General features: G+C 69.2%; 13 protein-coding genes. 12 read left to right on the plus strand and 1 reads right to left on the minus strand.

The window, feature by feature from the left end; all coding sequences use genetic code 11:
• Positions 1-554: 554 nt before the first annotated feature.
• Entirely contained in the window at positions 555-1358 is an 804-nt protein-coding gene (locus ACIP94_RS06710) for a C40 family peptidase (RefSeq protein ID WP_402420573.1), read from the minus strand.
• A 788-nt stretch (positions 1359-2146) separates the two neighbouring features.
• On the opposite strand from ACIP94_RS06710, the gene ACIP94_RS06715 reads away from it, so the two are divergent.
• Genes ACIP94_RS06715 through nuoL form a run of 12 tightly spaced genes read left to right on the plus strand, consistent with a single transcriptional unit; the run spans position 2147 to position 15085 of the window.
• Positions 2147-2506 (plus strand): NADH-quinone oxidoreductase subunit A, encoded by a 360-nt coding sequence (locus tag ACIP94_RS06715; RefSeq protein ID WP_003992243.1) that lies wholly within the window; start codon positions 2147-2149, stop codon positions 2504-2506.
• Positions 2507-2519: 13 nt separating this feature from the next.
• Complete coding sequence (locus tag ACIP94_RS06720) at positions 2520-3074, plus strand: NADH-quinone oxidoreductase subunit B family protein (RefSeq protein WP_023547484.1); 555 nt, start codon at positions 2520-2522, stop codon at positions 3072-3074.
• Positions 3071-3883: an NADH-quinone oxidoreductase subunit C gene (locus tag ACIP94_RS06725; protein WP_402420576.1), complete on the plus strand. Its 813-nt coding sequence runs from the start codon at positions 3071-3073 to the stop codon at positions 3881-3883. Before ACIP94_RS06720 ends, ACIP94_RS06725 begins: the two co-directional genes overlap by 4 nt.
• The gene (locus ACIP94_RS06730; protein WP_402420579.1) at positions 3880-5262 is read left to right on the plus strand and encodes an NADH-quinone oxidoreductase subunit D; all 1383 of its coding nucleotides are present in this window, start codon (positions 3880-3882) and stop codon (positions 5260-5262) included. Before ACIP94_RS06725 ends, ACIP94_RS06730 begins: the two co-directional genes overlap by 4 nt.
• Positions 5259-6146, plus strand: a complete 888-nt coding sequence (nuoE, locus tag ACIP94_RS06735) for an NADH-quinone oxidoreductase subunit NuoE (protein WP_402420582.1) — start codon at positions 5259-5261, stop codon at positions 6144-6146. Before ACIP94_RS06730 ends, nuoE begins: the two co-directional genes overlap by 4 nt.
• Positions 6146-7495 carry an NADH-quinone oxidoreductase subunit NuoF gene (gene nuoF / locus ACIP94_RS06740; RefSeq protein WP_402420585.1) on the plus strand — a complete coding sequence of 450 codons (1350 nt, stop codon included), beginning with the start codon at positions 6146-6148 and terminating at the stop codon, positions 7493-7495. The genes nuoE and nuoF overlap by 1 nt, the downstream gene beginning before the upstream one ends.
• Positions 7492-9996 carry an NADH-quinone oxidoreductase subunit G gene (locus ACIP94_RS06745; RefSeq protein ID WP_402420588.1) on the plus strand — a complete coding sequence of 835 codons (2505 nt, stop codon included), beginning with the start codon at positions 7492-7494 and terminating at the stop codon, positions 9994-9996. Before nuoF ends, ACIP94_RS06745 begins: the two co-directional genes overlap by 4 nt.
• The gene (nuoH, locus tag ACIP94_RS06750; RefSeq protein ID WP_402420591.1) at positions 9993-11357 is read left to right on the plus strand and encodes an NADH-quinone oxidoreductase subunit NuoH; all 1365 of its coding nucleotides are present in this window, start codon (positions 9993-9995) and stop codon (positions 11355-11357) included. The genes ACIP94_RS06745 and nuoH overlap by 4 nt, the downstream gene beginning before the upstream one ends.
• Entirely contained in the window at positions 11350-11988 is a 639-nt protein-coding gene (gene nuoI / locus ACIP94_RS06755) for an NADH-quinone oxidoreductase subunit NuoI (protein ID WP_402420593.1), read from the plus strand. Before nuoH ends, nuoI begins: the two co-directional genes overlap by 8 nt.
• A complete protein-coding gene (locus ACIP94_RS06760; RefSeq protein WP_402420596.1) occupies positions 11985-12827 on the plus strand; it encodes an NADH-quinone oxidoreductase subunit J in 843 nt (280 codons plus the stop codon). The genes nuoI and ACIP94_RS06760 overlap by 4 nt, the downstream gene beginning before the upstream one ends.
• Complete coding sequence (gene nuoK / locus ACIP94_RS06765; RefSeq protein WP_076093711.1) at positions 12824-13123, plus strand: NADH-quinone oxidoreductase subunit NuoK; 300 nt, start codon at positions 12824-12826, stop codon at positions 13121-13123. The genes ACIP94_RS06760 and nuoK overlap by 4 nt, the downstream gene beginning before the upstream one ends.
• A gap of 15 nt (positions 13124-13138) precedes the next feature.
• On the plus strand, positions 13139-15085 hold the full coding sequence (gene nuoL, locus ACIP94_RS06770) for an NADH-quinone oxidoreductase subunit L (protein WP_402420600.1): 1947 nt from the start codon (positions 13139-13141) through the stop codon (positions 15083-15085).
• Positions 15086-15088 lie beyond the last annotated feature (3 nt).

Genomic DNA, 15088 nt, shown 5'->3' on the forward strand with positions numbered 1-15088 from the left:
GCGGGGGAGCGGGCTCGTGCGGGTTACGGGGCGGGAGTGGCGCTTGTACGGGTGCGGGGGAGCGGGCTCGTGCGGGTTACGGGGCGGGAGTGGCGCTTGTACGGGTGCGGGGGAGCGGGCTCGTGCGGGTTACGGGGCGGGAGTGGCGCTCGTACGGGCGCGGGGAAGCGGGCTCGTGCTGGCCGCCGTCGCCGAAGCGGTGCGCCGTGAACTCGGCCGGTGCCGGGACCGGGAACAGCGCCTCACGCTCCGCCCCACCGGGCCCCGCCCCGTCGCCGTCGTGACGCGGGTGTTCCCTTTGGTGTGAATTCGGCCCGGTGGAAGGGCACTCCTGGCCCTCGTGACGCCGACGGGCGCCGCGGGCGCGCCTGGGCAGCCCGGCGGGGAGGTCGGCGCACCCGGTCGACGCCCCCGTCGGCGGGGAGCGTCAGGGCAGCCGGAAGGCCGCCGTGCCCGATGGCAGCGGCGGCCCTCAGTCCGTGGCGCCGGCGACGCGTCCGTGGTGCCGGCGACGCTCGTACGCGTCCTGGCGCCCGTAAGGGACGTGGTGCGGGTCAGAACACCCGGACCGCGCCGGTCGGCGGGTCGTACGACAGCGGCTTCTCCACGACACCGCTGGAGGGGTTCTGCGCGCCGACGAACATGCCGTCGCCGACGTACACCGCCACGTGGTACGCGCTGCCCGCGCTTCCCCAGTAGAGGATGTCGCCCGGCTGAAGGTTGCTCAGCGAGACCTGGGTGCCGACGGTCGACTGGTCCTGCGAGACGCGCGGCAGGCTGACGCCGATCTGCTTGAACGCGGTCTGCACCAGACCGGAGCAGTCCCACGAGTTCGGTCCGGTGCTGCCCATGACGTACGAGTCGCCGATCTGCGCCTTGACGAAGGCGACGACCGCCGCGGCGGACCCGGTGGCCGTGGACGTGCTCGTCGAGGTGCTGCCGGAGGTGGCGGCCAGAACGGTCCGCTCGGCGCTGCGCGAGGCGGCGGCTGCCGTCTTGCGCTCGGCCTCGGCCTTCCGCTGAGCCTCCGCTTCCTTCTTCTTGGCCTGCGCGAGGTCCGCCTTGGCCTGCTTCGCGGCATTCGCGGCGGCCGCGTCGCGCTCGGCCTGAAGCTGGTAGTCGGCGGCGGTCTGCTGGGTGGCTTCCGCGGACTGCGCGATCTGCGTGGCCATGTCGGCCGTGAGGGTGGGCAGTTCAAGGGTCTGCGTCACCGGCTCGGCGGCGTTCGCCGAGGCCGACGCGCCGGCTACGGCCAGCGTGCCGAGGACGCCACCCGCAACTCCGGCCCGCATCGCGATCGTGGACGCGCTGCGGTTGCGGGGCTTCCGGTGGCTGCGTATGTGAGCGGTGTGGGACATGAGTACAACGGGTATCAGGGGCTCCTCCATACCTTCAAGAAACGTGTGGTGCGCCACAGTTGTTCAATCGGCCCCCCAAACGCCGGGCGTGCGGTTCTTTATTGACGCCGTAACGGGCATTGCGGACACTGGTGATCAAGCCTGTGATCACGTGCTTTCGTCGTTACGCCCGGATTGCGCCGCACCTATCACCGGTTGCGGCACATGGCCAAGCCCGCTTTATGGCGGCCTCACACAGATGTGGCGCAGGTCACGGAACGGTCACCGCGGAGGTGGCGTCTCGCGCGCGATCGGCACTTCTCCCCCTTCACACGTGCGCGCACCTTCACGCGTGATCACGTCTGCCCCTGCTTGTGAACGTGTGCACGCGTCCACATCGCTCCCCGCCCCTCACTCCCGGGTGTGAACGCGTCCCTTTATCAAGGGATCCAGTGCAGCGCGAATTTGCTTTCAGTGGCCTGCCTTTGATAGTGCAAGGCGCCGTCGACCAGCGGAGACGAGCGAAAATGTCACCTCTTGGTGATCACTCGACTGCTTCGCGTACGAAGGTCACCGCTCATCCGACTTCATGATCCTTCGCCAGGTGGTGGAGATCACAAAGTACGTCGTGACCCCCGTGTCGCAGATCACATACCGGCGGGCATAAGATGCGGGGCAGTTGGGCTTGTGACCTGCTTCACATGTCCGCGATCTTCGCCGGGGCGGGCGGGGCTCGTGGGGCCGGTGAGGCCGGTGTGAGTCCAGCGCAACCGCCAGCAGTCAGTGCCGACTGAGAGGAGCGAGGAGCGGTGAACGCGTATGCGCCCATCCTCGTACTGGGAGCCCTCGGGGCAGGCTTTGCGATCTTCTCCGTGGTCATGGCCACGCTGATCGGTCCGAAGCGGTACAACCGCGCCAAGCTCGAGGCGTACGAGTGCGGCATCGAGCCGACCCCCACGCCGGCCGGCGGCGGGCGCTTCCCCATCAAGTACTACCTGACGGCGATGCTCTTCATCGTCTTCGACATCGAGATCGTCTTCCTCTACCCCTGGGCTGTCACCTTCGACGCCCTGGGGATTTTCGGGCTCGTGGAGATGCTGCTCTTCGTGCTCACCGTCTTCGTCGCCTACGCGTACGTATGGCGGCGCGGCGGCCTGGAATGGGACTGAGGGGCCTTTAGTCATGGGACTCGAAGAAAAGCTGCCGAGCGGTTTCCTTCTGACGACCGTCGAGCAGGCCGCGGGCTGGGTGCGCAAGGCGTCGGTCTTCCCCGCCACCTTCGGCCTCGCCTGCTGTGCCATCGAGATGATGACCACCGGCGCCGGCCGATACGACCTGGCGCGCTTCGGCATGGAGGTCTTCCGCGGCTCGCCCCGGCAGGCGGACCTGATGATCGTCGCCGGCCGGGTCAGTCAGAAGATGGCGCCGGTGCTGCGGCAGGTCTACGACCAGATGCCGAACCCCAAGTGGGTGATCTCCATGGGGGTCTGCGCCTCCTCGGGCGGCATGTTCAACAACTACGCGATCGTGCAGGGCGTCGACCACATCGTCCCCGTGGACATCTATCTGCCGGGCTGTCCGCCGCGGCCGGAGATGCTGATGGACGCGATCCTCAAGCTCCACCACAAGATCCAGACCTCGAAGCTCGGCGTCAACGCCGAGGAGGCGGCCCGTGAGGCGGAGGAAGCGGCCCTCAAGGCCCTGCCGACGATCGAGATGAAGGGGCTGCTGCGATGAGCGACGCGAAGAGCAACGACGCGAACGCGCCCCGCAACGGATCGGGCGCGCCGGGTAACGGCGCGAACGGCGCCGCGGTGAACGGCAACGGCGTCAACCCCGAGAAGGACCTCGGCGCCGCCAACCTCCCGGGCAGGCGCGGCGACCACGGCGAGGAGATCCGCGTCCAGCGCGGCATGTTCGGCGCCAACAACGGCGGCGACACCTCCGGCTACGGCGGCCTGGTCCGCTCCATCCGGCTCCCCGGCGCCGCCACCCGCCCCTACGGCGGCTGGTTCGACGAGGTGGCCGACGAACTGGAGGGCGCCCTGGAGGAACAGGGACTCGCCCCCGGGAACGCCATCGAGAAGACGGTCGTCGACCGCGGCGAGCTGACCTTCCACATCGAGCGCGAGTACCTTCTCGCCGTCGCCCAGACACTCCGCGACGACCCGGCACTCCGCTTCGAACTGTGCACCGGCGTGAGCGGAGTGCACTATCCCGGCGACAAGGGGCGTGAACTGCACGCCGTCTACCACCTGCGGTCGATCACCCACAACCGGTTGATCCGCCTGGAGGTCAGCGCCCCCGACGCCGACCCGCACCTCCCGTCGCTCGTCTCCGTCTATCCGACGAACGACTGGCACGAGCGCGAGACGTACGACTTCTTCGGCCTGATCTTCGACGGCCACCCGGCGCTGACGCGGATCATGATGCCCGACGACTGGCAGGGCTTCCCGCAGCGCAAGGACTATCCCCTCGGCGGCATCCCCGTCGAGTACAAGGGCGCCCAGATCCCGGCTCCGGACCAGCGGAGGTCGTACTCATGAGCACGCAGACTCCGTCCTCTGCCCACCCGTCGCCCGACCATGACCCCTCATGGGGCCCCCTCGGGACGCAGAGTTCTCCCCGCGAGACGACCGAGGGCACCGTCTACACGGTCACCGGCGGCGACTGGGACGAGGTCGTCCAGTCCTCCTCCCGCGCCGACGACGAACGCCTCATCGTCAACATGGGTCCGCAGCATCCGTCCACGCACGGGGTGCTGAGGCTCATCCTGGAGATCGACGGCGAGACCGTCACCGAGGCCCGCTGCGGCATCGGCTACCTCCACACCGGCATCGAGAAGAACCTCGAGTACCGCACGTGGACCCAGGGCACCACGTTCGTGACGCGCATGGACTATCTGACGCCGTTCTTCAACGAGACGGCGTACTGCCTCGCGGTGGAGAAGCTCCTCGGCATCGAGGACCAGATCCCCGACCGCGCCACGATCCTGCGCGTGCTCCTGATGGAGCTGAACCGGATGTCCTCCCACCTGGTGTGCATCGCCACCGGAGGAATGGAACTCGGCGCGACCACGATCATGATCTACGGCTTCCGCGACCGGGAGATGATCCTCGACATCTACGAGCTGATCACCGGCCTGCGGATGAACCACGCCTACATCCGCCCCGGCGGACTCGCCCAGGACCTGCCGCCGGGCGCGGTGGACCAGATCCGTGAGTTCGTGAAGAAGATGAAGAAGAACCTGCCGGAGTACGACAAGCTCGCCACCGGGAACCCCATCTTCAAGGCCCGTATGCAGGACGTCGGCTATCTGGACCTGGCCGGCTGCATGGCCCTCGGCGCCACCGGCCCGATCCTGCGCTCCGCCGGCCTCCCGCACGACCTGCGCAAGGCGCAGCCCTACTGCGGCTACGAGACCTACGACTTCGACGTCCCGACCGCCGACACCTGTGACGCCTACGGCCGCTTCCTCGTCCGCCTCGAGGAGATGCGCCAGTCGCTCGGGATCATCGAACAGTGCCTGGACCGGCTCCAGCCCGGCCCGGTCATGGTCGCCGACAAGAAGATCGCCTGGCCCGCCCAGCTCGCCCTGGGGCCGGACGGGCTCGGCAACTCCCTCGATCACATCAAGAAGATCATGGGCACCTCCATGGAGGCACTGATCCACCACTTCAAGCTGGTGACCGAGGGCTTCCGCGTCCCGCCGGGACAGGCATACGCGGCGGTCGAGTCGCCCAAGGGCGAACTCGGCGTGCACGTCGTGTCCGACGGCGGCACGCGCCCCTACCGGGTCCACTTCCGCGACCCGTCCTTCACCAATCTGCAGGCCATGGCGGCGATGTGCGAGGGCGGCCAGGTCGCCGACGTGATCGTCGCCGTCGCGTCCATCGACCCCGTGATGGGAGGCGTCGACCGGTGACCACCAGTTCCTCGGAGCGCGGCGTCAGCCTGGGCATGCCCGAGCTGCCCGCGCCCGCCTACCCGGACGACGTCCGAGCGCGCCTGGAGCAGGACGCGCGCGACATCATCGGCCGCTACCCGGACTCGCGGTCCGCCCTCCTGCCGTTGCTGCATCTCGTGCAGTCGGAGGAGGGACACGTCACCCGCACCGGGATGCGGTTCTGCGCGGACATGCTCGGCCTGACCACAGCCGAGGTCTCCGCGGTCGCCACCTTCTACACCATGTACCGTCGGGGTCCCTCCGGCGACTACCAGGTGGGCGTCTGCACCAACACCCTGTGCGCCGTGATGGGCGGCGACGCGATCTTCTCCGCCCTCCAGGAGCACCTGGGCGTCGGCAACGGCGAGACGACCGCCGACGGCAAGGTCACCCTGGAGCACATCGAGTGCAACGCGGCCTGCGACTTCGCGCCGGTGGTGATGGTCAACTGGGAGTTCTTCGACAACCAGACCCCCGAGAGCGCCAAGCGCCTGGTCGACGACCTGCGGGCGGGCCGGCAGGTCGATCCCACCCGCGGTGCGCCCCTGTGCACCTTCAAGGAGACCGCGCGGATGCTGGCCGGCTTCCCCGACGAGAGGGACGGGGCCGTCGAGGCGACCGGCAGCGCGGGCCCCGCCTCCCTGGTCGGGCTGCGGCTGGCCAAGGGGGAGAGCGCCGCCGCGCGCGTGGTGCACCCGCGGGACGGCGGGCCGCACGACGAGCCGCGGGACGGGGCGCCGGAGGATGCGGCGGTGCATGAACCGTCACCGACCGAACACCTCAGCTCGCACGACGCGCCGCAGGACACATCGGCCTCCGACCCAGCCCACCCCGCTGGGCCCGTCGACGAGGAGGGGTCGTGATGACGTTGGCACCCCAGATCAACGAGACCAGCCCGGAGAAGCTGCTGGCACCCGTGCTGTCGGCCTTCTGGGACGAGGAGAAGTCCTGGACGCTGGACGTCTACCAACGGCACGACGGGTACGAGGGGCTCCGCAAGGCGCTCGCCATGTCGCCCGACGACGTGATCGCTTACGTCAAGGACTCCGGGCTGCGCGGCCGGGGCGGCGCGGGATTCCCGACGGGAATGAAGTGGCAGTTCATTCCCCAGGGTGATGGCAAGCCCCACTATCTGGTTGTCAACGCCGACGAATCGGAGCCCGGGACCTGCAAGGACATCCCGCTCCTCTTCGCGAACCCGCACAGCCTCATCGAGGGCATCGTCATCGCGTGTTACGCCATCAGGTCGTCGCATGCCTTCATCTATCTGCGGGGTGAAGTCGTCCCCGTACTGCGGCGGTTGCACTCCGCCGTACGCGAGGCGTACGCGGCGGGCTACCTCGGCGAGAACATCCTCGGCAGCGGACTCGACCTCGACCTCACCGTGCACGCGGGCGCGGGCGCGTACATCTGCGGTGAGGAGACCGCACTGCTCGACTCGCTCGAAGGCCGCCGTGGCCAACCGCGGCTCCGTCCCCCCTTCCCTGCTGTCGCGGGCTTGTATGCGTGCCCGACTGTTGTGAACAACGTCGAGTCGATCGCGTCGGTTCCCGCGATTCTGCACCGGGGCAAGGAATGGTTCCGGTCGATGGGCAGCGAGAAGTCCCCCGGCTTCACGCTCTACTCGCTCAGCGGCCATGTGGCCAGCCCCGGTCAGTACGAGGCTCCGCTCGGCATCACGCTCCGCCAGCTCCTCGACATGAGCGGCGGCATGCGCCCCGGCCACCGGCTCAAGTTCTGGACGCCCGGCGGCTCCTCGACGCCGATGTTCACCGACGAGCACCTCGACGTCCCGCTGGACTACGAGGGCGTGGGCGCCGCCGGTTCCATGCTCGGCACCAAGGCCCTGCAGTGCTTCGACGAGACGACCTGCGTGGTGCGCGCCGTCACCCGATGGACCGAGTTCTACGCGCACGAGTCGTGCGGCAAGTGCACGCCCTGCCGCGAAGGCACGTACTGGCTGGTGCAGTTGCTGCGCGACATCGAGGCGGGCAAGGGAACGATGACCGATCTCGACAAGCTCGCCGACATCGCCGACAACATCAACGGCAAGTCCTTCTGCGCCCTCGGCGACGGCGCCGCCTCGCCGATCTTCTCCTCCCTCACGTACTTCCGCGAGGAGTACGAGGAGCACATCACGGGCCGGGGCTGCCCCTTCGACCCGGCCAAGTCCACGGTTTGGGCGGACAAGCCCGCGGAGGTGACCGCATGACTGTGACCACCAACGCTCCCTCGGGAGGGGGGCAGGCGGCGGTCCCGCCGGAGGACCTCGTCACGCTGACGATCGACGGCATCGAGATCAGCGTGCCCAAGGGCACCCTGGTCATCCGCGCCGCCGAACAACTCGGCATCGAGATCCCCCGCTTCTGCGACCACCCCCTTCTGGACCCGGTCGGCGCCTGCCGCCAGTGCATCGTCGAGGTCGAGGGCCAGCGCAAGCCCATGGCGTCCTGCACGATCACCTGTACGGACGGGATGGTCGTGAAGACTCATCTCACCTCGTCCGTCGCCGAGAAGGCCCAGAAGGGTGTGATGGAGCTTCTGCTCATCAACCACCCGCTGGACTGCCCCGTCTGCGACAAGGGCGGCGAGTGCCCGCTGCAGAACCAGGCCATGTCGCACGGCAACGCCGAGTCCCGCTTCGAGGGCAGGAAGCGCACCTACGAGAAGCCCGTCGCGATCTCCACCCAGGTGCTGCTCGACCGCGAGCGGTGCGTGCTGTGCGCCCGCTGCACCCGGTTCTCCAACCAGATCGCGGGCGACCCGATGATCGAGCTGCTGGAGCGGGGCGCGCTCCAGCAGGTCGGCACCGGCGAGGGCGACCCCTTCGAGTCCTACTTCTCCGGCAACACCATCCAGATCTGCCCGGTCGGCGCCCTCACCTCGGCGGCGTACCGCTTCCGCTCCCGCCCCTTCGACCTCGTCTCGTCGCCGTCGGTGTGCGAGCACTGCTCCGGCGGCTGCGCGACGCGCACCGACCACCGCCGCGGCAAGGTCATGCGCCGCCTCGCGGCCGGCGATCCCGAGGTCAACGAGGAGTGGCTCTGTGACAAGGGACGGTTCGCGTTCCGCTACGCGCAGCTGAAGGACCGGCTCGACACCCCGTTGGTCCGGGGCGAGTCCGGTGAGCTGGAGCCCGCCTCCTGGCCCGAGGCGCTCCAGGCCGCCGCCCAGGGCCTGCTCGCCGCGCGGGGCCGGGCCGGTGTGCTGACCGGTGGACGGCTCACCGTCGAGGACGCCTACGCGTACAGCAAGTTCGCGCGCGTGGCCCTCGACACCAACGACATCGACTTCCGTGCGCGTGTGCACAGCGGCGAGGAGGCCGACTTCCTGGCCGCGAGGGTCGCCGGACGCGGCCGTGACCTCGACGGCACGGGTGTCACGTACACCGCCCTGGAGAAGGCACCCGCCGTCCTGCTCGTCGGCTTCGAGGCCGAGGAGGAGGCGCCCGGCGTCTTCCTGAGGCTGCGCAAGGCCTGGCGGGCCCACGGCCAGCGGGTGTTCGCGCTCGCCACGCACGCCACCCGGGGTCTTGAGAAGGCCGGCGGCACCCTGCTGCCCGCCGCGCCCGGCACCGAGACCGAGTGGCTGGACGCGCTGGCCGGCCGGGTGGGCCTGGAGGAGGACGGCGTACGGGCCGCGGAGGCGCTGCGCACCGAGGGCGCGGTGATCGTCGTCGGGGAGCGGCTCGCCGATGTGGCGGGCGGACTCACCGCGGCGGTACGGACCGCGGCCGCCACCGGCGCGCAACTGGTGTGGATCCCGCGCCGGGCCGGGGAGCGGGGCGCGGTCGAGGTGGGCGCGCTGCCCACGCTGCTGCCGGGCGGCCGTCCGGCCACCGACCCGCGCGCGCGGGACGAGGTCGCCGCCGCCTGGGGAGTCGCCGAACTCCCGCAGCGCTTCGGCCGGGACACGGGCCAGATCGTCGAGGCCGCGGTCTCCGGCGAACTGCGGGCCCTGCTGGTCGCCGGTGTCGAGGTCGCCGACCTGCCGCATCCGGCACGCGCGCGTGAGGCGCTCTCCTCGGTGGGCTTCCTGGTGTCACTGGAACAGCGCCCCAGCGAGGTCACCGAGCACGCCGACGTGGTGCTGCCGGTCGCGGCGGTCGCCGAGAAGGCAGGCACCTTCCTCAACTGGGAGGGCCGGGCCCGCTTCTTCGAGGCGGCGCTCAAGCCCGACCAGATGACGCGCTCTCTGGCTCCCACCGACGCGCGCGTGCTGCACATGCTTGCCGACGCCATGGACGTGCATCTGGGGCTGCCCGATCTGCGGACCGTGCGGACGGAGCTGGACCGGCTCGGCCCCTGGGACGGACCGCGGGCCGCCAACCCCCTGGAGATCGGGGGCCAACTGCCCCGTCCGGCCGCCGGGGAGGCGGTGCTCGCCGGGCACCGGCTTCTGCTCGACCAGGGGCGGCTCCAGGACGGCGACGAGGCGCTCGCCGGGACGCGCCACGCGGCACACGCGCGTGTGTCGGCCGCGACCGCCGCCGAGGTAGGCGTCAAGGACGGTGATCCGCTGACGGTGAGCGGTCCGTCGGGGACCGTGGAACTCCCGTTGCAGATCACCGAGATGCCGGACCGGGTGGTCTGGCTCCCGATGAACTCCACCGGCGGGGGCGTCGCCTCCGACACCGGTGCGCTGCCCGGCAACCTCGTCCATATCGGCCCGGCGACGCCCGCCGCCGCGGCTCCCAAGGAGGTGGAGGCATGAGCCCGTACCTCGCCGCTGAAGACCTCTCCATGTTCGGCCGCGATCCCTGGTGGCTGATCGCGATCAAGGCGGTGTTCTGCTTCGCCTTCCTGATGGTGACCGTGCTGTTCTCCATCGTCTGGGAGCGCAAGGTCGTCGCCTGGATGCAGCTGAGGATCGGCCCGAACCGGCACGGCCCCTGGGGCATGCTCCAGTCGCTCGCCGACGGCGTGAAGCTGATGCTGAAGGAAGACGTCATCGTCAAGCGCGCGGACAAGGTGGTCTACGTCCTCGCGCCGATCGTCGCGGCCATCCCGGCCTTCATGGCGATCGCGGTGATCCCGTTCGGCCCCGCCGGCAACGAGATCTCGATCTTCGGTCACCGCACCGCGATGCAGCTCACCGATCTGCCGATCGCGATGCTCTACATCCTCGCGGTCGCCTCGGTCGGCATCTATGGCATCGTCCTCGCCGGCTGGAGCTCCGGATCCACCTATCCGCTGCTCGGCGGTCTGCGCTCCTGCGCGCAGATGATCTCGTACGAGATCGCCATGGGCGCCGCCTTCGCCTCCGTGTTCCTCTACTCGGGGTCGATGTCGACGTCGAGGATCGTCGAGCAGCAGCACGACCGCTGGTACATCCTGCTGCTGCCCGTCTCGTTCATCATCTACATCGTCACGATGGTCGGCGAGACCAACCGCGCCCCGTTCGACATGCCGGAGTCCGAGGGCGACCTGGTCGGCGGCTTCAACACCGAGTACTCGTCGATCAAGTTCGCGATGTTCATGCTCGCCGAGTACGTGAACATGGTGACGGTCTCGGCCGTGTCGACCACCCTCTTCCTGGGCGGCTGGCGGGCGCCCTGGCCGATCAGCGGCTTCTGGGCGGGCGCGAATCACGGCTGGTGGCCGCTGCTCTGGTTCGTCGTCAAGGTCCAGCTGCTGCTGTTCTTCTTCATCTGGCTGCGCGGCACGCTCCCGCGCGTCCGTTACGACCAGCTGATGAAGCTCGGCTGGAAGGTCCTCATCCCGGTGTCCGTGGTCTGGCTGATGCTCGTCGCGACCGTGCGGGCGCTCCGGAACGAACACTACGGATTCGCCGACATCGCCCTCTATGTCGCGGGCGGTGTCCTCACGCTGCTGGTGCTCTCGTTCCTCGTCGACCTGTTCCGCGAGAAGGCCAAGGAGCCCGAGCGGCCCTCGGCGGGGCCCGTCGCCTTCGACCCGATGGCGGGCGGCTTCCCCGTGCCGCCGCTGCCGGGACAGACGCTTCCGCCGGTGCCCAGGCGCCGTTCGCGCCGGGAGCGGGAGCTGATTGTCAGTGGTGGCCCGGACACTGTCAGTGACGGATCTACGGATGGAAAGGAGGCGTCCGATGGCTGAGGAACCCAAGGAGCCCGGGCAGACGAAGCCCGGATTCCAGAACCCGGTGGCCGGCTTCGGCGTGACCTTCAGGGCCATGTTCAAGAGGCGGCTGACCGAGCAGTACCCGGAGCAGAAGAAGACCACGGCTCCGCGGTTCCACGGACGGCACCAGCTCAACCGCCATCCGGACGGCCTGGAGAAGTGCGTCGGCTGCGAGCTGTGCGCCTGGGCCTGCCCCGCCGACGCGATCTACGTGGAGGGCGCGGACAACACGGACGAGGAGCGCTACTCCCCGGGCGAGCGGTACGGGCGGGTGTACCAGATCAACTACGCCCGCTGCATCCTGTGCGGCCTGTGCATCGAGGCGTGCCCCACGCGCGCACTCACGATGACGAACGAGTTCGAGCTCGCCGACTCCAGCCGCGCCAACCTCATCTACACCAAGGAACAGCTGCTCGCCGGCCTCGAGGAGGGCATGGTCGACACGCCCCACGCGATCCACCCCGGGATGGACGAGCAGGACTACTACCGGGGCCTGGTGACGGAGGCCGCGCCCGGCACGGTGCGCCAGGTCGCCGTCTCCCAGGGAGAACAGCCTCAGTTCGCGGGCCCTTCGGGCGCGCCTGACGAACAGGGGGAGGACGCATGAGCGCGCAACTCGCCGCCTACACCACCTCCACCGGTGAGGCCTTCCAGTTCTGGGTCCTGGGCACGATCGCGGTGATCGGCGCCCTGTGCACCGTCTTCATGAAGAAGGCCGTGCACAGCGCGCTCTGCCTGGCCGGCACCATGATCGTCCTGGCGGTGTTCTACCTCGCCAACGGCGCGTACTTCCTGGGCATCGTGCAGATCGTCGTCTACACCGGCGCGATCATGATGCTGTTCCTGTTCGTGGTGATGCTGGTCGGTGTCACCGCGGCGGACTCCCTCAGGGAGACCATCAAGGGCCAGCGCTGGCTGGCGCTTGTGTGCGGGGTCGGCTTCGGCGTCCTGCTGCTCGCGGGCATCACCAACGCGTCCCTGAAGGACTTCGACGGCCTGGGCAAGGCGAACGCGAACGGCAATGTGGAGGGCCTCGCGGCCCTCATCTTCACCAAGTACGTGTTCGCCTTCGAAATCACCGGCGCCCTGCTCATCACGGCCGCGGTCGGCGCCATGGTGCTCACCCACCGCGAGCGCACCGAGCGGGCCAGGACCCAGCGCGAGCTGTCGGAGCAGCGTGTACGGGAAGGCAGGCACGTCCCGCCGCTGCCGGCCCCCGGCGTCTACGCCCGGCACAACGCGGTGGACGTCGCCGGCCTGCTCCCGGACGGCACCCCGTCCGAGCTGACCGTCAATAAGACGCTCCGGGCCCGCGGCCAGATCCGTGATGTGTCCGACGAGGCGATCGGCGATCTGAAGGCACTGGAACAGCGCACCGCCGAACGCCTGGAGCGGGACGAGGACGAGCGGCCGGCGCTCAAGAGGACCGAGGAGGCGTCGAAGTGAACCCGGTCAACTACCTGTATCTCGCCGCCCTGCTGTTCACGATCGGCGCCACCGGCGTGCTGATCCGGCGGAACGCGATCGTGGTGTTCATGTGCATCGAGCTGATGCTCAACGCCTGCAACCTCGCGTTCGTGACCTTCTCCCGGCTGCACGGCAATCTCGACGGCCAGATCATCGCCTTCTTCACGATGGTCGTCGCCGCCGCAGAGGTCGTGGTCGGTCTCGCGATCATCGTGTCGCTGTTCCGTACCCGACACTCGGCCTCGGTCGACGACGCCAGCCTGATGAAGCTGTAAGGGGTCGGAAGAATCGTGGAGAACCTGATTGCGCTGCTGATCGCGGCGCCCCTGCTCGGAGCGGCCGTCCTGCTGTGCGGCGGCAGAAGGCTGGACGCGGTCGGCCACTGGATCGGTACGGTGCTCGCCGCCGCCTCCTTCGCCCTCGGCGTCGTCCTCTTCGCCGACATGCTGGGCAAGGCGGCCGACCACCGGGCCGTGACACAGCATCTGTACAGCTGGATCCCGGTGGCCGGCTTCCAGGCCGATGTGACCTTCCGGCTCGACCAGCTCTCGATGACGTTCGTTCTGCTGATCACCGGTGTCGGCTCGCTCATCCATCTGTACTCGGTCGGGTACATGGAGCACGACGAGCGCCGGCGCCGCTTCTTCGGCTATCTGAACCTGTTCCTCGCGGCGATGCTGCTGCTCGTCCTCGCCGACAACTATCTGCTGCTGTACGTCGGCTGGGAGGGCGTCGGTCTCGCCTCCTACCTGCTGATCGGGTTCTGGCAGCACAAGCCCAGCGCGGCGACCGCGGCGAAGAAGGCGTTCCTCGTCAACCGTGTCGGCGACATGGGCCTGTCGATCGCGATCATGCTGATGTTCACGACGTTCGGGACCTTCGCCTTCGGCCCGGTCTTCGCGGATACGCACGGGACGGGCGAGGGCAAGCTCACCGCCATCGGGTTGATGCTGCTGCTCGCCGCCTGCGGCAAGTCCGCCCAGGTGCCGCTGCAGTCCTGGCTCGGTGACGCGATGGAGGGCCCGACCCCGGTCTCGGCCCTCATCCACGCCGCGACCATGGTGACCGCGGGCGTGTATCTGATCGTCCGCTCCGGGGCGATCTTCAACGCCGCGCCCGACGCCCAACTGGCCGTCACCGTGGTCGGCGCCGTCACGCTCCTGTTCGGTGCGATCGTCGGTTGTGCCAAGGACGACATCAAGAAGGCGCTGGCCGGGTCGACCATGTCGCAGATCGGCTACATGGTGCTCGCCGCGGGTCTCGGCCCCATCGGCTATGTCTTCGCGATCATGCACCTGGTGACGCACGGCTTCTTCAAGGCCGGGCTGTTCCTCGGCGCCGGTTCGGTCATGCACGGCATGAACGACGAGGTCGACATGCGCAGGTACGGCGGGCTCAGGAAGTACATGCCGGTCACGTTCGTCACCTTCGGCCTCGGCTATCTCGCCATCATCGGCTTCCCCGGCCTGTCCGGCTTCTTCTCCAAGGACAAGATCATCGAGGCGGCGTTCGCCAAGGGCGGCACCGAGGGCTGGATCCTCGGCGGCGCGGCCCTGCTGGGCGCGGCCATCACGGCGTACTACATGACCCGCGTGATGCTGATGACGTTCTTCGGAGAGGAGCGCTGGCGCAACGCCCCGACCCCGTCGCCGGCCGAGCCCAGCGTGGAGCCCGCCGCCGAAACCCGGGGCGAGCACGCCGAACCGCATCCGCACGAGTCGCCGGGTGTCATGACGATCCCGATGATCGTGCTGGCCTTCGGGTCGGTGTTCGCGGGCGGCCTCTTCTCGGTCGGCGACCGCTTCCTGCACTGGCTGGAGCCGGTCACCGGGCACTCCGAAGGCCATTCGCCGGTCAGCGCCCTGACGGTCACCGCCGCCACCCTGGTGCTGCTCGTCGTGGGTGTCGGCATCGCCTACGCCCAGTACGGCCGCCGTCCGGTCCCGGTCGTCGCCCCGCGCGGGTCGCTGCTCACCCGGGCCGCCCGGCGCGACCTGCTCCAGGACGACTTCAATCATGTTGTCCTCGTCCGCGGCGGAGAGCACCTCACCCGCTCCCTGGTGTACGTGGACCACACCCTGGTCGACGGCGTCGTCAACGGCACGGCCGCCTCGGTCGGCGGCCTGTCCGGCCGGCTCCGCCGACTCCAGAACGGCTACGCGCGCTCGTACGCGGTCTCGATGTTCGGCGGTGCGGCGATGCTCGTCGCCCTGACCCTGCTGATGAGGGCGGTCTGATAG

Origin of the sequence: Streptomyces sp. NPDC093261 (assembly GCF_044753645.1) — a bacterium.
Taxonomy (GTDB): domain Bacteria; phylum Actinomycetota; class Actinomycetes; order Streptomycetales; family Streptomycetaceae; genus Streptomyces.